This window comes from Acinetobacter portensis (assembly GCF_010646905.1).
GTDB lineage: Bacteria > Pseudomonadota > Gammaproteobacteria > Pseudomonadales > Moraxellaceae > Acinetobacter > Acinetobacter portensis.
In genome coordinates, this window is record NZ_JAAARQ010000002.1 from 148,367 (window position 1) to 165,710 (window position 17,344).

At 35.5% G+C, this 17,344-nt stretch carries 20 protein-coding genes and 1 tRNA gene; 6 read left to right on the top strand and 15 right to left on the bottom strand.

Features of this window, described 5'->3' with window-relative positions:
- The 3 genes from GTK57_RS00665 to GTK57_RS00675 all read right to left on the bottom strand — a co-directional run bounded on the left by GTK57_RS00665 (position 1) and on the right by GTK57_RS00675 (position 3,100).
- The gene (locus GTK57_RS00665; protein WP_163120838.1) at positions 1-528 is read right to left on the bottom strand and encodes a Csu type fimbrial protein; all 528 of its coding nucleotides are present in this window, start codon (positions 526-528) and stop codon (positions 1-3) included.
- A gap of 393 nt (positions 529-921) precedes the next feature.
- Positions 922-2,016: a fatty acid desaturase family protein gene (locus GTK57_RS00670; RefSeq protein WP_163120839.1), complete on the bottom strand. Its 1,095-nt coding sequence runs from the start codon at positions 2,014-2,016 to the stop codon at positions 922-924.
- Between the two features lie 13 nt (positions 2,017-2,029).
- Positions 2,030-3,100, bottom strand: coding sequence for a flavin reductase family protein (locus tag GTK57_RS00675; RefSeq protein WP_163120840.1), 1,071 nt, complete (start codon positions 3,098-3,100; stop codon positions 2,030-2,032).
- Between the two features lie 155 nt (positions 3,101-3,255).
- Here GTK57_RS00675 and fabR point away from each other — a divergent pair, with 155 nt between their 5' ends.
- The 3 genes from fabR to GTK57_RS00690 all read left to right on the top strand — a co-directional run bounded on the left by fabR (position 3,256) and on the right by GTK57_RS00690 (position 5,057).
- Positions 3,256-3,936, top strand: a complete 681-nt coding sequence (gene fabR, locus GTK57_RS00680; protein ID WP_171522130.1) for an HTH-type transcriptional repressor FabR — start codon at positions 3,256-3,258, stop codon at positions 3,934-3,936.
- Between the two features lie 344 nt (positions 3,937-4,280).
- Complete coding sequence (locus GTK57_RS00685; RefSeq protein WP_163120842.1) at positions 4,281-4,526, top strand: hypothetical protein; 246 nt, start codon at positions 4,281-4,283, stop codon at positions 4,524-4,526.
- Positions 4,527-4,622: 96 nt separating this feature from the next.
- On the top strand, positions 4,623-5,057 hold the full coding sequence (locus GTK57_RS00690; protein ID WP_163120843.1) for a PaaI family thioesterase: 435 nt from the start codon (positions 4,623-4,625) through the stop codon (positions 5,055-5,057).
- Between the two features lie 65 nt (positions 5,058-5,122).
- Here GTK57_RS00690 and GTK57_RS00695 read toward each other — a convergent pair whose 3' ends face one another.
- On the bottom strand, positions 5,123-5,575 hold the full coding sequence (locus GTK57_RS00695) for a hypothetical protein (protein WP_163120844.1): 453 nt from the start codon (positions 5,573-5,575) through the stop codon (positions 5,123-5,125).
- 251 nt (positions 5,576-5,826) lie between these two features.
- Between GTK57_RS00695 and GTK57_RS00700 the strand changes: the two genes are divergently transcribed.
- Positions 5,827-5,902 (top strand) — tRNA-Asn (locus tag GTK57_RS00700).
- Between the two features lie 364 nt (positions 5,903-6,266).
- Here GTK57_RS00700 and miaE read toward each other — a convergent pair.
- Genes miaE through lepA form a run of 9 tightly spaced genes read right to left on the bottom strand, consistent with a single transcriptional unit; the run spans position 6,267 to position 13,401 of the window.
- Positions 6,267-6,920 (bottom strand): tRNA-(ms[2]io[6]A)-hydroxylase, encoded by a 654-nt coding sequence (gene miaE / locus GTK57_RS00705; protein ID WP_152873853.1) that lies wholly within the window; start codon positions 6,918-6,920, stop codon positions 6,267-6,269.
- Positions 6,921-6,923: 3 nt separating this feature from the next.
- Complete coding sequence (pdxJ, locus tag GTK57_RS00710) at positions 6,924-7,652, bottom strand: pyridoxine 5'-phosphate synthase (RefSeq protein WP_163120845.1); 729 nt, start codon at positions 7,650-7,652, stop codon at positions 6,924-6,926.
- Positions 7,653-7,665: 13 nt separating this feature from the next.
- Complete coding sequence (gene recO, locus GTK57_RS00715) at positions 7,666-8,376, bottom strand: DNA repair protein RecO (RefSeq protein ID WP_163120846.1); 711 nt, start codon at positions 8,374-8,376, stop codon at positions 7,666-7,668.
- Between the two features lie 23 nt (positions 8,377-8,399).
- Positions 8,400-8,603, bottom strand: coding sequence for an NF038104 family lipoprotein (locus GTK57_RS00720; protein ID WP_163120847.1), 204 nt, complete (start codon positions 8,601-8,603; stop codon positions 8,400-8,402).
- Between the two features lie 34 nt (positions 8,604-8,637).
- On the bottom strand, positions 8,638-9,669 hold the full coding sequence (gene era / locus GTK57_RS00725; RefSeq protein WP_163120848.1) for a GTPase Era: 1,032 nt from the start codon (positions 9,667-9,669) through the stop codon (positions 8,638-8,640).
- Entirely contained in the window at positions 9,669-10,367 is a 699-nt protein-coding gene (rnc, locus tag GTK57_RS00730) for a ribonuclease III (protein WP_152873858.1), read from the bottom strand. The genes era and rnc overlap by 1 nt, the downstream gene beginning before the upstream one ends.
- Entirely contained in the window at positions 10,339-10,713 is a 375-nt protein-coding gene (locus tag GTK57_RS00735; RefSeq protein ID WP_152873859.1) for a DUF4845 domain-containing protein, read from the bottom strand. The genes rnc and GTK57_RS00735 overlap by 29 nt, the downstream gene beginning before the upstream one ends.
- Before the next feature lie 20 nt (positions 10,714-10,733).
- Positions 10,734-11,561, bottom strand: coding sequence for a signal peptidase I (gene lepB, locus GTK57_RS00740; protein WP_152873860.1), 828 nt, complete (start codon positions 11,559-11,561; stop codon positions 10,734-10,736).
- A 22-nt stretch (positions 11,562-11,583) separates the two neighbouring features.
- On the bottom strand, positions 11,584-13,401 hold the full coding sequence (gene lepA / locus GTK57_RS00745) for a translation elongation factor 4 (protein ID WP_152873861.1): 1,818 nt from the start codon (positions 13,399-13,401) through the stop codon (positions 11,584-11,586).
- A 330-nt stretch (positions 13,402-13,731) separates the two neighbouring features.
- Between lepA and GTK57_RS00750 the strand changes: the two genes are divergently transcribed.
- Both GTK57_RS00750 and GTK57_RS00755 read left to right on the top strand, forming a co-directional pair.
- Positions 13,732-13,959 (top strand): DUF1090 family protein, encoded by a 228-nt coding sequence (locus tag GTK57_RS00750; RefSeq protein ID WP_163120849.1) that lies wholly within the window; start codon positions 13,732-13,734, stop codon positions 13,957-13,959.
- Positions 13,960-14,133: 174 nt separating this feature from the next.
- The gene (locus GTK57_RS00755; protein ID WP_082188993.1) at positions 14,134-15,162 is read left to right on the top strand and encodes an IS701 family transposase; all 1,029 of its coding nucleotides are present in this window, start codon (positions 14,134-14,136) and stop codon (positions 15,160-15,162) included.
- A 52-nt stretch (positions 15,163-15,214) separates the two neighbouring features.
- Here the strand turns inward: GTK57_RS00755 and GTK57_RS00760 are convergent, their stop codons facing one another.
- Both GTK57_RS00760 and GTK57_RS00765 read right to left on the bottom strand, forming a co-directional pair.
- Complete coding sequence (locus GTK57_RS00760) at positions 15,215-15,667, bottom strand: acyl-CoA thioesterase (protein ID WP_152873863.1); 453 nt, start codon at positions 15,665-15,667, stop codon at positions 15,215-15,217.
- Between the two features lie 112 nt (positions 15,668-15,779).
- Positions 15,780-17,165: a Do family serine endopeptidase gene (locus tag GTK57_RS00765; RefSeq protein ID WP_163120850.1), complete on the bottom strand. Its 1,386-nt coding sequence runs from the start codon at positions 17,163-17,165 to the stop codon at positions 15,780-15,782.
- Positions 17,166-17,344: the final 179 nt, after the last annotated feature.

Sequence of the window (17,344 nt, forward strand, 5' to 3'; positions counted from 1 at the left end):
TTAGAAAGATACTGTAACTAAAAGGGTATCTGTATAATCACCTTCCGATACTGCTGTAGTTTTTGCTGGTACTGCACCATATAAAGGAATACTCACTGGAGTTGTACCTGTAGTCGTGAAAGGAACTGCTGTATTGATTTCATATATTTTCGAGCGTGCAGCATCTTGATAAATATTATAAGCAACATCATCAGTACCATTCGATAACAAGCGACTGCCTTTCTCGCCACCATCAACACTTACTTTAAAGCCAGGTACACCTTCATCACATGTCACAGTAATGTCACTACCATTACCTGCTGATGCAACTTCAGCTGTTAAAATATTCGACCAAGTTGAAGCTGTTTTACCAAAGTCCAAAGTACCGAATTTATTCATGTTGCCATTTGCATTCGAGTTATCTACTTTACAACCAGAAGATACATTTAATTTCACATCAACTTGACCTGTAATTGCTGCAGATGTATTAGCTGTCGCTAAAGTCGCGGCAATCGCAAGCCCCCAATACGCTAAACTTATTTTTTTCATAACAATTATCCAGTTTTACTTAACTATGCCTATAATTTAGGCAGAAATATATTAACACTATTAACATACTTTTCCATTAAGTTTATTTTTATTGCATTTTATTACATATTTGCAAACTATTTATCATTTTTATAAAAAACAGATCAAGAACAAGCTAAATCATTATTTAAATTAACTAACATATGTATATTAAGTAATCCATTAATATAAAAAAGTCTAAATAATTTATACAAATTTATTCTTTTGGTAAAAAATTACTCAATTTTACATAGAATAATTACTCTATTTTTCACATATAAATTACTCATACATAGAGGGAAATCCTTTATCAAATTTTATGATCATGCATAAAAAAACCACCTATTAAAGGTGGCTTTTAAATCTGTCATTTGATTATTTTTTGAATGGAAATGCATATTTCACAATACGTTTAATTACACTACCGTACTGCTTTACTAAACTTGCATTATTATAATTTAAACCATACTTTTCACAGACTGCTTGAACTTTAGGTGCCATTTTACGGTAACGACGCGCAGGAATATCAGGGTATAAATGATGTTCGATTTGATGGCTTAAATGACCTGTCAAAATATGGAACGCTTCTGAACCTGTTAAGTTGGAAGAACCACGAATTTGACGCATATACCAATGACCACGACTTTCATCCTGTAAAACTTCTTTTGAAAACACTTCAACATCTTTAGTGAAGTGACCGCAGAAAATAATACTGAATGTCCAAATGTTACGAATACCATTAGCAACACAGTTACCAGCCAATACAGGTAAAGCAGCTGGACCTGCAATTACAGGGAAAAATACATAGTCTTTCACCAATTGTTTGGTGATTTTCTTTTTCATTGGTGCAAAGCGCGATTTAAACTCTTCTTTGGTCATACGCCCTTTTAGGTATTTACCAATTTCAAGGTTTTGAATTGCTACGCCCCATTGGAAAAGTAAGCAGAATGGAATGCTATACAAAGGTTGCAATAAGTAACCTTTTTTCCAACGTTGTTCTGGGAATAAACGTAATACGCCATAACCAATATCATCATCCATACCTTTAATATTGGTATAAGTATGATGTTTATAGTTATGTGTTTGACGCCAATCGTCTGCTGTACCCACAATATCCCATTCGTATTTTGTACCATTGAGTTTAGGATCATTCATCCAATCATATTGACCATGAATAACATTATGACCTAACTCCATGTTTTCCATGATTTTAGAAAAACCAAGTAAGCCTGTTCCTAATATCCAAGCTGGTGGAAACCATCCTGCAAATAACAATGCACGACCAATAATTTCTGAATACTTAACAGTGGAATACACACGATTAATATATTTTGCATCTTTTTCACCTAAGTCATCTAAAACTTCTTGGCGAATTGCATCTAATTCACGTGCTAACTCATCTTGCTCAATTTGAGTGAGTTCACGATTTTTTGGGTTTTTAAAATATTCAAGTTTTACTGGCATATTCATATTAATAAACCTCTTATAAATCTATGACTAAATCGGTTTGTGCTGAGTTAACACAAATCTTAAGTAAATTACCTGGTTCATTATTTTGTGAACCATTCACTAAATTTTTGGTTGAGCCTTCAGCTTTGTTACATGCACACTTATTGCAAATACCCATACGGCAACCGTGCTTTGGTTTAATATTTTGTTGCTCTAAACCCAATAAAATCGGCTGACCTTTCGGAATCGCAACCACTTTATTTGACTGAGTTAAAGTCACATTCACAAAACCAATTTCATCATGTAAAACAGGGCTCATACTAAATGCTTCTGTTTTAATGCAATGAGCAGCAGCAAATAAAGCTTCAACATTTGCTGTAAACCCTGATGGGCCGCATGCATATACTGTACTTTGCTCAATATTTTGAAATGCTTTTACATGAGATTCATTTAAACGTGAAGCAGGATGTACTGCATCTTGCGTATAGAAAAATTCAACTTTGAAATTTTCATATTGTGTAGCTAATTGTTCAAACTCTGCTTTAAATGCTACATCGGCTTGAGTTTTCACCCAATACATAAGCGTTACAGGCATTTCATTAATTTTGTTTGATACAACCAAAGCTTGAATTAAGCTATGCATTGGCGTAATACCACTACCCGCAGCAAGTAGAATTAAAGGTTGCGTATTTTCTGGAAGTTGCATATCGCCATAAGGACGACCAAATTCTAAAATATCACCTACTTTCGATTGCTCTAACAACCAAGAACTTGCAACACCATTTTCAACTTTTTTAGCAACAAGCAACACTTTTTTAGCATTCACTTGAGTCAAACTATACGTACGTTCGTAACGAATTCCATTTACAACGACAAATACTGGATGATGCTGTCCTGCTTCACCCACACTGAATTTACGATTGAATTCAATCGTTAATGCAACAGTATCATTCGCAATAATTTCTTTTTTAACAATAGAACCCAAAGCCTGATTTACAGACCAAAGTGGATTCAATTTTTGAAGCCAGAAATTTGCTGAATATGGATCAATCACCACATCTACCAATGCAGATAAAGGAGATTTCGTTTTTTCGATTGTATGCATAGTTTATACACCACGCCTTTGAACTTTTAATTATTATACACATGTATATATATTTGTATATACAGTTGTATTGTATCCAATCATTTCAAAGTGTAGACGTAATGGTTATAATGATTTAAAGCTAATTTACAACTGTACCTATGACTGAACCATCAATGAAAATAAGCAATATCACTACTTTACAGGAAGCTAAAAACATACAGGAAACTGTTCCTGCGCGTACGGTTGGTCGTAAAGCAACAATTACAAAAGAAGAACTTTTTCAAGCAGCACTCAATTTAATTGGTCCACAAAAAAGCATTGCATCATTAAGTTTGCGTGAAGTTGCACGTGAAGCAGGTATCGCTCCAAATAGTTTTTATCGCCATTTTAAAGATATTGATGAATTAGCTATTGAACTGATTGAGCGCTCTGGTGGTGTGTTACGTAAAATTTTACATCAAGCCCGTTTAAAAGCTTCAAAGCAAAGCAGTATTATTCGTACTTCTGTTGAAGTCTTTATTGAACAGCTCAATGCAGATGAAGGCAATTTAAGCCTTTTATTACGTGAAGGCTATACAGGCTCACATTCTTATAAGTTAGCTGTTGAACATCAACTTAATTACTTTCAGCAAGAACTACAAGAAGACCTAATTCGCTTAGAACAAACCAATGGCAGTAAACTCGCACACCCCGACATTGTGTCTAAAGCCATCACACAATTGGTATTTAATATGGGTGCAAAAGTCATTGAAATTCCAGTGGAACAGCGCAAAGAAACAGCCGAACAAACAATGATTATGATTCGCATGATACTAGAAGGTGCTCGCCACCTAGATGCGAACAAAATTCATTAACACTCATTTAGACTTCTTTCATAAAATATTTTTTGAGTAATTAATAAACTCACAACGAATACCCCCTCTCTTATAAAAAATGAGAAGTTCGCTCAGCAAGGGAGAAATTTTTACGAAAGAAGTCTATATGCGATTTTAAATTATTAGCTCAACTTAGGAGTGAAGTACTGAAATATCCAATATTTAAAGCAATGATTCCAAGAATCTCTGAAATAAGATTTGAAAATTAAAACCAAGTTATAACGATTAAATATAAGCTTTGTACATATTGATACTTTAGAACTATAGATAGTTGATTATTCACACTCTAAAATAGATATCTAATTGATCGTAAAGCCTCTCCCATGCGTTACCAAATTATTGATGTCTATCAAACTGAAGACTTAAAAAGATATATTGCCAAATGTTTGAAAAAACACTCTCCTCAATTTATTGTCATTGAAAGCCCAAGAACCTTCTGCTTAAACATTGATATCATTAATGTAAATTGCCAACACACATCTGCAACATCAGCAACAGGTGAAGAAATTTCACTTAAAATATTAAATAAATTCGATACATTTGATAAGACCTATATGTCTAGACTGTAACGCTCACATTAACTGATTGACCTTGAGCTTCTTATTTTCCTATTCTAATAAACAAGTTTCTTTTGGAACTTAGAATAAAAAACCAAGGAAATAGAAATGAATATTAAGGAAATGTCAGGTTTACAAATTATGCAGGCGATGTGTGATGGTGTTATTCCGCCACCATCAATGAGTTTAACTATTCCAATGACAGCAGGACAGGTCACAAAAGGTCATGTGATATTTACAGCTAAAGCAGATGAACGACATATCAATCCATTGGGTGGCGTTCATGGCGGTTTTGCCGCAACTGTTCTAGATTCTGTTACAGGTTGTGCCGTATTTTCTATGCTTGAAGCAGGTATTGGTTATGGCACCATCGACTTAAATGTAAAAATGTGTCGCCCGATTCCAATCAACCAAGAACTGACTACTTATGGTGACATCATTAATATCAGCAGAAGTTTGGGTATTGCTGAAGGAAAAATTGTAGATAAAGATGGTAAACTTTATGCGCATGCAACCGCAACTTGCATGATTATTCGCCCATAATATTCAATAACCAAATCATTTTAGAGCGCGAAATGCATTCAATTTGCGCTCTTTATTCATTTATATTAAATAGCAGATTTTAATTGAGTTGTTTGCTGTAAATTTTGAATAGGTCGTGAAAGACCTTTGAAAACACAATAAAATTGAAAGATTGTGCCGACTGAAATATCAACCGATTTATTTTCACGAAGTGACCATGCTTTAGAAGTATCTTGCCCTGTAACTGAACTCCCATTGAGCTCATATACAAATAAATCTTGCTCCGATTGATTCAGCGTTTTATCTCTTAAAATTGTGTTGATTAGTTCGCTTTTATTCACATCTACAGTCCATTTATCTGCAAACCAAAGTTGCAATAAATCGCCTAAAAAAAGTTGATGCGAAGCCAAAGGCCAAACTTGTACTTCAGCACCTTCCACAGGCACATAGTATTGGTCAGCATTTTTGATAATTGAAAGGTAATTTTCTTTGTAAAAAGAAAAGTTTGCAAAAATTTGAGGGATAGTGAGCGTATTCATTCGCTGTCTCCTATTTAGCCATTTTAGTGCTGGCAAGTTGGGGTTAAATCCACACTGTCTAAGCTTTCGCTCAAACGCTCTGTTGTTAATATCAGACTACCAACTGATTTTTTTCTTTGCAAGCACTTCATGAGATATTTCTTCATTTTTTTCAATTTTGTTCAAATAAAAAGCATACAGATGAAAAATGTAAGAAAGATGACAGTTTTTCCTTGACCCTCTTTCAAATGTCCTTATAATCGCATGCAGATTCTCCAATAGCTCAGTCGGTAGAGCGACGGACTGTTAATCCGCAGGTCCCTGGTTCGAGCCCAGGTTGGAGAGCCAAATACTAAAAAACCCACTCATTACGAAGTGGGTTTTTTATATTTATAATATTTAAAATACATAAGCTTTAAAGCTCAATTTAATTCATGAATTTCTCACCCAAGCTAGAAATATTGATCAATGAAATACAATCTAACGACGAATTTGATGAATGGTATATATCTATTGATTTCCATGTCAAAACATTGAACCAACATAACTGAATTACCATCAAGCTTAGAATCCCCCCTTATTACATCAAATAAGGAAACATCCTCTATTAACAATCAATATTTACAACAAGTAGTTCAAGAAATTAAAACCAGTTATAGACTTAAATAAGAAATCCCTCATATAGAGGGATTCTTACAATGATTAAAACGAATTAAGCCGCTTTAACAGGTACACCACTATGGAAACGAAAAAGCTCATCTGGTGTTGAAATTAATTCTGCTTCAACTTTACGTATATGCTCAATACGCTGTTGAATATCCTCTTCAGGATTTTTCAATTTCGCAGTTGTTGCAACATCTAAAGCAAGCGCCAAATAATCTTCATAATGGCGAGATTCAGACTTTAATAAGTAACGGTAATAACGCCCTAATTCTTCATCTACAAGCGGTGCAAGCGAATAAAAACGCTCACACGAGCGTGCTTCTACAAATGCACCAATCACCAATACATCAATTAATGCTTCAGGTTCATAAGTACGAATTTCCTTACGCAAACCACCTGCATAACGCCCTGCACTTAAACTTTGCCAAGCTTGTCCACGCTTATTCATTAGTGAAAGAACTTGCTCATAATGCAACATTTCTTCACGTACAAGCTGTGCCAATTTCACTTGTAAATCGACATAAAAGTTATAGCGAAACATCAAGTTCATTGCCGTACTTGCCGCTTTTTTTTCACAATTAGCATGATCTTGCATTAAAATTTCTAGATTATTTAATGCTTCATCAAGCCAAGACTGAGGAGTTTTACAACCCAAGAAACCAATAACAGGTTGCATGAGTTCATCATAATTAATTGTAGACATAATTTATAAACGCGCCGACTTAATGACTGCTTTCATTTCTTTCACAGCATCTGCTAATCCAATAAAAACAGCATCAGCAATAAGTGAATGACCAATATTTAATTCGTGAATTTGTGGAATTTTAGCAATAGGTGTCACGTTTTCAAGATTTAAACCATGACCCGCATTAACCACCAAACCTTTTGATGCTGCATATTCAGCACCTTTTATAATACGTTCAAGCTCGTTTTGTTGCTTTTCAGGTGTTTCAGCATCAGCATAAGCACCTGTATGCAATTCAATTGTAGGTGCACCACATGCAACCGCTGCATCAATTTGTGCAAAATCAGCATCAATGAATAATGAAACATCACAACCAATTGCTGTTAATTCTTGCGTTGCTTTCTTAACATCTTCAAAATGACCAACAACATCTAAACCACCTTCCGTTGTTACTTCTTGGCGTTTTTCTGGCACAAAACAAATATGATGTGGTTTTACTTTTTTCGCAATTTCAACCATTTCATCGGTTACTGCCATTTCCAAATTCATACGTGTTTTCAAGGCTGGACGCATACGATATACATCGGCATCTTGAATATGACGACGATCTTCACGCAAATGCAAGGTAATACCTTCCGCACCCGCTTGTTCACAAATTAATGCAGCATTAACAGGATCTGGATAAGAGGTACCACGTGCTTGTCGCAAAGTTGCAACATGGTCAATATTTACACCTAATAATGCAGCCATAATACTTTCCTACTTAACGATGAGTTTGAGCGTTTTGAACCCACAATTGTCTACTTTTTAAAGGGCGATCCCCTAAAAGTGAAGTAATCACTTGTCGATATAGCTTAGTGAGCAATTGTAACTGTTGTAGATTGAATTCCCCACCTTTTTCATACTGCATCATTGTTTGTATTAAAGCGCCCGATATTGCAGATCGAGAAGCTTGAGCAGTAGCAAGAAATCCATCATTTAATTGAAATTGGTAATTCATTTCATTCGATATTAATTGCTGATTTGAATCGACTGAAAAATCAATTGCATAACCTAAATCATCCAATAATTCATGTTCAAACTGACGCAAAATTTGGCGTAAAAATAGGTTTTGATCTTCTTGTTGAGATAATTTTTGTAATTGTTCTAAAGTTTTTGAATACTGAATGAAAGTCTGTGGCATTTCTACTTCAGGTGGACAAAGTCTTAATAGAACTTCATTTAAATAAAAGCCTGAAAAAAATGCATCACCATGAAAAAAAATAGGCTGATTCACAATTTCCAATTTACTAAAATTTTTAAGCTCAGATTTTCCTGAAGCTTGTAAACATATCGGCTGATATTGCGGTGGTGGCGTTTGCCTTAAAATACCATCAACACGACCATGCTCTTGCGTAAATAAATGCACAATATGGCTACGGTCACGATATTTTCTGTGATGAATTAAATAACCATGCAAAATTTCATTGCGCATGAGGTCAGTTTTTAATCCTTAATTTATTTTTTTTGATTATCTTCATCATCTTCATTTGAATCGGCATCATCATGCCCATCTGGAATGACTGCGCCAACAACAGATGCTGTTCCTTTAACAACACCCTTTGTCGCTTTATATGCAACTTTTACGGGAACTGTAACAATTTTAGTAATACAGCCTTGAAGGAATAAAACACATATCCCTATCGCTAGAACTTTCATCATCACAATTCCCCTAAAGATGGCTTATAAACTTGAGTTAGATATCGCTATAACCCAAACTTTTTAATGCACGTTCATCATCAGACCATCCGCCTTTCACTTTAACCCAAAGCGTAAGCATGATTTTCTGCTCGAACATGCGCTCCATATCAACACGCGCATCCATACCAATTTTTTTCAATTTCGCACCACGCTCACCAATCACAATGGCTTTTTGGCTTGGGCGATCTACGAAAATTGTGGCATCAATATATGTGCAAGCTGCTTTCGGACGACCTGTTTTTTCATTTACCGTTGCTTCTTCTGTTTTAAAAGATTCAATTTGAACGGTTAAATCGTACGGAAGCTCTTCACCCAATTGACGCATGATTTTTTCACGAATTGTTTCAGATGCTAAGAAACGCTCTGAACGGTCTGTGATTTGATCCATTGAATAAAGCGGTGGCTGGAATGGTAAATACTTTTCAATCGTATCGCGCAAATGATCTAAATTCGCACCACGTAATGCAGAAACAGGAACAATTTCAGCAAAGTTCATCAACTTCGCACGTTCTTGAATTAAAGGTAATGCTTCATTCTTATTTTCAAAAGTATCAAGTTTATTAATAACAAGAATGACTGGCATTTCTGCATTTTGAAGTTTTTCCAAAACTAAATCATCGTTTGGAGTCCACTTTTGCGCATCAACCACAAATAGAACAAGGTTCACATCACGTAATGCAGAATGTGCCGCACGGTTCATCATTTTATTGATGGCACGTACTTCTTTTTTGTGCATCCCTGGTGTATCTACAAATACAGCCTGAGATTTCTCACGTGTATCAATCCCCACAATTTTGTGGCGTGTGGTTTGTGGTTTACGTGAAGTAATCGATAACTTTTGACCCAATAAATGGTTCATAAGTGTAGATTTACCTACGTTTGGGCGACCTACAATCGCAACAAAACCACTTTTATAATCCGCAGGAATGTCTGTTCCTTGCGCACTAAAAAATTGACTAATAAGGTCGTTACTGTCGCTTTCTTGCGACTCGTGATCAGCATCGATGTGATCGGAATGAGTAGTCATTAAGACTTGATCTCCAATAATTTTAAAATATCCGCTGCTACTGTTTGTTCAGCAAAGCGACGGCTAGATCCTTCTCCATACTTCACAGGCAAGCCCTCAACAATACACTCCACTTTAAAGTGTTGATTTGGGGCATCGCCTTGAATATCCACAACCTCGTAAACCGGGAGAGGTTTTTTACGTGCTTGTAAATACTCTTGTAAGCGTGACTTAGGATCTTTCAGTTGATCTGTGGGTTCAATATGATCTAGATAAGGCACATACCATTTTAAAACAATAGGTTCCAATATGGTCAGATCATTACAATCGACATAAATTGCACCAATAATTGCTTCAACAGTATCTGCCAAAATAGATTCACGGTGATGCCCGCCAGACTTTAATTCACCTGTACTTAAAATTAAATGTTGGCTTAATTTTAAGTCATTGGCAATTTTCCCTAGCGCTTCTTGACGCACTAAGGTTGCACGCATACGCGTTAAACGGCCTTCATTTTCATGCGGATAAGCATGAAAGAGATAATTAGCAATAATCATCCCTAACAGTGAATCGCCTAGATACTCTAGACGCTCATAGTTTAATTTATGGCTCACCGATCGGTGGGTCAATGCCAGTTGTAACAATTCAGGTTGTTTAAACTGATATCCGATACGACTCACTAAACGACTTTCATTTAGCTTTGACTGAGCTTTGATCAAAATTTTTCTCGAACTTTAACACTAAATCTATATTGAGTAAGAAAGGCTTTCTTACCTCATAATCCTTTTTCACAATAAGTTCACCATTTTTCGAAACTTTTGCAATATCTTCAAATTTAACATTGATAATATTGTTCATCGAAAGACGCTGACTCATTTGATTATTGAATTTTTCAGGAGAAATATCTTCAGGGCTATTTTTCAACAAAGCTGAAATTTCTCCATTAATCATTCTATCATCAAAATAAGGTCCCCAAACAGCTATTGCAAATTTTGCAATTAAAGCAAAGCAAATCACTGCCAATAAGATTGAACTATACGAAGCCCCTAACTGAGATTTACGCATACTTACTTCCCCATTATTTTTTAATCAATTGCCCCGTTACGACCAAATGATGGAATTTTAAATCCAGGCTCTTTATGCATCCATTTATAGATTGCTCGACCCGTTAAGTTTTCTTCTGGCACAAAGCCCCAGAAACGACTATCAGCACTTTGATCGCGATTATCCCCCATCGCAAAGTAATGACCTTCTGGTACTTTCACTTCCCAATATAAACCATTTGTATTTGAATATTTACCGTTTTCTAAATAGTTTATGAATGGTGCTTGGCGTGCAACATTTACACCTTCTAGCTCACGCATTGTAAATGTATGACTACCTAAAGTTTCTTTGTGATAAATAGATGTAGGTGTATCTTGTACATCTTTTTCGCGGCTAAATTGCACAGGCACTTTAGCAACTTCTTTACCATTAATAATCAATTGCCCATGATCATAAACAATATGATCACCTGGTAAACCAACAACACGTTTAATATAACTAATGGTTGGTTGCGGTGGGTAGCGGAATACGATGACATCACCACGTTCAGGCTCACCAACGTCTATTATTTTCTTATTAATGACCGGTAAACGAATGCCATAATCAAACTTATTCACCAAAATAAAATCACCTGTTTCTAAAGTTGGCACCATAGAATCTGAGGGAATATTAAATGGTTCATATAAGAATGAACGCAAAATTAAAACGACTGCTAAAACTGGCCAAAAATCATAAGCCCATGTGATAATGAAATGTTCATTTCCACGCCCTTTCGTTTGTCTTTGTTTAATGACAAACTTATCTAATAGCCACACAAAAAAGAATATAAGTGTTGCCGGTACGAGGATTAAATTAAAATCAAAATCCATGAGCTAAATGACCTCTGTTGTTTTATCTTTCTACTTTTAATACAGCAAGGAACGCTTCTTGTGGGATTTCAACACTACCCACTTGCTTCATGCGTTTCTTACCTTCTTTCTGTTTAGATAGAAGTTTCTTCTTACGTGAAACGTCACCACCATAACATTTAGCCAGTACGTTTTTACGCATTGCCTTAACAGTTGAACGCGCAATAATTTGTGCGCCAATTGCGGCTTGAATGGCAACATCAAACATTTGACGTGGAATCAAATCTTTCATTTTTTCCACAAGTGCAATACCACGATGACGAGCATCTTGGCGGTGACAAATCATGGCTAAAGCATCCACTTTATCGCCATTAATCAGCACGTCAACTTTAACCAAAGATGAACTTTCAAATCGTACAAAATTGTAATCGAGTGATGCAAAACCACGCGAACAAGATTTCAATTTATCAAAGAAATCCATAACAACTTCAGCCATAGGAATTTCAAAAGTAATCGCAACTTGATTACTAACAAACTTCATATCTTTTTGAATACCACGACGTTCAACACACAATGTCATTACATTGCCCAAGTATTCTTGAGGAACGAGAATATTACATTCTGCAATTGGTTCACGTAAATCTTCAACTGTTGAACCATCAGGCATTTTTGAAGGGCTATCGATATAAATGGTTTCGCCATTTTTCATCACTGCTTCATAAATTACAGTCGGAGCAGATGAAATAAGGTCTAAATCGTATTCGCGCTCTAAGCGTTCTTGTACGATTTCCATGTGTAGCATACCTAAGAAGCCACAACGGAAACCAAAGCCTAATGCATCTGAGCTTTCTGGTTCAAAGAATAATGCTGAGTCGTTAATTTGAAGCTTATGAAGTGCTTCACGGAACGGCTCAAAATCACTTGCATCAATTGGGAATAAACCTGCATAAACCTGCGGTTTAACCTTTTTAAAACCCGGTAAAATTTCAACTTCTGGCGTATTTGCCAAAGTAATGGTATCACCCACTGGCGCACCAAAAATATCTTTAATACCAGCAATAACAAAACCAACTTCGCCAGCTTCTAATACACCTGTATCGGTATGTTTAGGATTAAAAATACCAACAGAAGTGATAATGTGCGTTTGACCTGTCGATTTCATCAACATCTTGTCGCCTTTACGCACACGACCATGCTTAATACGAACTAAAGATACAACACCTAAGTAGTTGTCGAACCAAGAGTCAATAATTAATGCCTGTAAAGGTGCATCACGATCACCCACAGGTGCTGGGATAATATTTACAAGTGTTTCTAAAACACCTTCAATACCTAAACCAGTTTTAGCAGAGCATGTTGGTGCTTCAGTTGCTTCAATACCAATAATATCTTCAATTTCTTGAATGACACGCTCAGGTTCTGCTTGAGGTAAGTCAATTTTATTGAGTACAGGAAGAACTTCTAAACCTTGTTCAATTGCGGTGTAGCAGTTTGCAACAGATTGAGCTTCTACACCTTGAGCAGCATCGACCACAAGCAATGCACCTTCACAGGCAGCAAGTGAACGAGATACTTCATATGAAAAGTCTACGTGTCCAGGTGTGTCAATGAAGTTAAGTTGATATTCTTCACCATTCGGATGTGTGTAATACAAAGTTACCGATGCGGCTTTAATCGTAATACCACGCTCACGTTCTAATTCCATAGAATCTAAAACTTGAGCTTGCATTTCACGGTCTTGCAAACCACCACAGGTTTGAATAAAGCGATCGGCTAGCGTCGACTTTCCGTGATCGATATGCGCAATAATCGAAAAGTTACGAATGTTTTTTATATCAACAGATTTTTTAGCTTGCGCCATGGGCTACCTTGGAAATAAATGCGCTATGCATGCAATAATGAGTGCACAGCAAAAGCAGAATAAAGTTGCGAAAGATTATAGCAGATGGTTTTTTCAAAGTATTCATTATAATAATTTTGTTTTCAGCTTATTAAGCTAACTCTCAATAGTATTCTTATTGTTTATACAAAGATTTAAAATCTGTACTTAGTTAACGCCAAAATTTTCAAAAACCAAACTGTGATGATTACTTACACAATATTACATACACTTCCCTTTATGCACACAATCATTTATTAAGTTCCCCTAAATTTATTTTTTATCTTTTGTTTGGTTTTTTAGGGTTATAACATGTTGTTCAAATCATTATTTATTCTCTCTTTTTCTTTAATTTCTTTTCAGGCATTTGCCCACGATTACAAGTCTTGTCAAATTAAAAAAGAAAAACTACAGCAACAAATTGCTCATGCGAAAAAACACAATAATGCACATAGAGTAAAAGGTTTAGAAAAAGCACTCGCTCGTGTAGGGCAACAGTGTGCGCAAATTAAATCGAATAAATCATCACATCTAAAGTAATTCTTTTTTTAATTATTCATTTTAATAAAATTAAACCTGTATGGAATATGAAAATACTCTTTCCATACAGGTTCACTAGAGCTTAATTCTGTTTCAACACACCAAAAGCTTAATTTAATAGGACTTACGCATTGACGGATTCAAAAAAGTATTAAAATACTTTATAAAGTATCTGTGATCAGACGAATTAAAAATGCTTCTACAGCAACTTGTACTCTACCCATTTATATGGGCTTTCTCATGACAGAACCGAACTCTATTAGCTGCACACAACTTGCCGAGACTTATAACATCTCGCATGATAGTGTAAATCGCTTTCTAGAACGTGAAGACTACACACCTCACGACCTATATCAAGAAGCAATTCAACATATTGATAATAATAAACTTATAGTCAGTATTGATGATACTGTTTTAGATAAACCATATAGTCAGCATATGGACTTAGTTAGCTATTTTTGGTCAGGCAAACACCACCGATCCGTCAAGGGTATTAATCTCATTACCTTGTATGCGACAGATCAAAATGGTCAAAATATTCCAATTAATTTCCGAATTTATGACAAATCTGAAGGTAAAACCAAGAATGATTACTTTATGGATATGTTAAGTGAAGTACTCAGTTGGGGTGCAAAGATTCAATTTATTACAGGTGATAGTTGGTATTCATCGACTGGAAATCTAAAAACCATAAGAAAACATGGTATTCGATTTATGTTTGGTATCGACTGTAACCGTAAGGTTTCCCCAGAAAAAGGACAATGGTTTCAACTGCGTTTATTGCCAAATTTCCATCAGGGTCAAGTGGTCTGGCTCAAAGATTTTGGCTTTGTACAATTATTTAAGACTCAGTTAAAAGAACAGCAGAGGTTTTATATTGTGCATCAAGATGAAGATGATTTATTGTCCTTTGAGGGTTTTCATGAATTACATTCAAGTCATTGGAAAATAGAACAATATCACCGAGTGATTAAACAGGTTTGTCATATTGAAAAGTTTCAAGTAAGACGATCTAAACTGATTTCGAATCATATTTTTTCAGCCTTGATGGCCTATGTTGAGATACAAAAGAACCAGTTTGAGCGGATCTTTGAAAATGTATATCGTTGGCAGAAGAAGTTATTTAGACCAATGATCAAAAACTTCATTGATGACTTTATTCTCGATAAAAATCATCTGCTACCACAGAGAGTCTATAAATAACAGTGCGTAAGTCCTATTTAAATACAAATACCTAAATACTTTATTCAAAATTTTATTTCATATTGTATTCAGAAAAATCGAAAGGATCTTTTTCATCTGATATAGGCTGATATGCTTGTGTAAATGTTGGCGACATTCTTTTCGGTCTGCCCGTTTCTATTTCAATACATGCCCACTTGGTATTTCCAACAAATAATAGAGCCTTATCAGATGGACGATAAAAAGCATATTGTCTAAATAAATATAAAGAATTAATTTCATTGAGCCACGTTCTTAAAACAATGGTTTCCCCTTCAAATGCCGCTTTGCGATATTGCACATGGTGTTCAACTGCGACCATAGCATGTTTGAGTTCGATATATTGTTTTAAGCCCAAACCTAATTCTTCGATATGTGCCGATGCAACATCTTGCATCCATTGCACATACATCACATTATTGACGTGACCTAATATATCAATATGTTCTGGCATTACCTTCAATGTTAAATCAAAAATAGTACTCATTATCTTCCTTCAATTTTTATTGCCATAACATATCCCTAAGTCTAACCAAATATCATCACAGATTAAAAACAAAAAACCGCTCTGATCGAACGGTTTTTATTAAGTGACAATTTTATTGAATACGAACACCCACAATTGCACGTTGTCCATCACGAATAATAGTCATACGTACAACATTATTTTTTTTGAACTGAGCAATAGTTTCTACAAATTCAGCTGCATTTTTTACATCACGACTATTCACCTGAACAATTACATCACCTGGAAGTAAGCGTGCTTGTGCTGCTGCACCACCACGTAATACATCTTGAAGTAAGACACCACTTTTAGTGGCTAAACGGCTTTGCTCTTGTGGCGTTAAATCACGAATACTTACACCTAATATAGGACCTTTATTTTGTGCATTTCCTGCTTTATTTTTAGCAGGTGTGTCATCAGGTGCTGTTGATAATTGTGCTGAAATATTTTGACGTTTGTCATCACGTAATACTTCAAACTGAACCGATTGACCCGGAACAAGTCGGTTTAAATAACTAAACAATTCAACTGTTCTTAAAATTGGCGTGCCATTAATTTTTAAAATCACATCACCCGATTTTAAACCTGCTTTTTCCGCAGGAGAGTTCGGTGAAATTTGTGTAATAAGCGAACCTTCAGGTTTTGGTAGTTTATAAGATTCTGCCAAATCACGGTCAATATCCTGCAAACTTAAACCTAAATAAGCACGTGTCACCTTACCATTTTTCTTTAATTGATCTGCTACATCCATCGCAACATCAATTGGAATGGAAAATGAAAGCCCCATATAACCACCCGTACCACTAAAGATACGTGAGTTCACACCAACTACTTCACCTTTTTGGTTAAATAAAGGACCACCCGAGTTCCCTGGGTTTAAAGCCACATCGGTTTGAATAAATGGAACAGAGGTTTCCCCTGTCATATTACGCATTTTTGCACTCACAATACCCGCTGATGCTGAATACTCAAATCCAAATGGCGAACCAATGGCAAGTACAGGCTCACCTACTCTTAAGGTATCAACATTTCCTGTTTTAAGTTCAGGGAAATTATTCCCAGATACTTTCAGTAAAGCGACATCTGTACGTTCATCACTTCCTACCACAGTCGCATCGAGTTCACGGCGGTCATTCAAAACTACAGTCACTTTAGATGCATTTTCTACAACGTGATGATTCGTCAGTAGATAACCATCTTTACCTATAAAAAATGCGCTACCAAAACCTGTTTTTTCTTGTGGTGCTTTTTGCTGAGGAATAATAATTTGATTACCAAAGAATCGACGTAAAATTTCAGGAACTTGTTGTTGCATGAGCTCTTCTTGAGTCATTTTTTTTACAACATTTACGCTAACAACCGCAGGGCTAACATTTTCCACCAAATTAGAAAAATCGACTGGTGCTCCTGCATTTGTTTGTACTGCTACCATCGTAAAAACAGCAGCATAGATTCCTTTTTTTAATTCATTCGTCTTCATATTAAATGGTCACTCGACTGGTTATTTAGATGTTATAGACAATTATTATCACAAAGAAATATATTCTTACGTAATAAAATGTTTCTTTATATGTTTTATAAACAATAACTTAAATATTCCTTAAATTTTCAAAACACATCATTTTATTTCATAATTTAAAACTAAATTGCACTTGTATT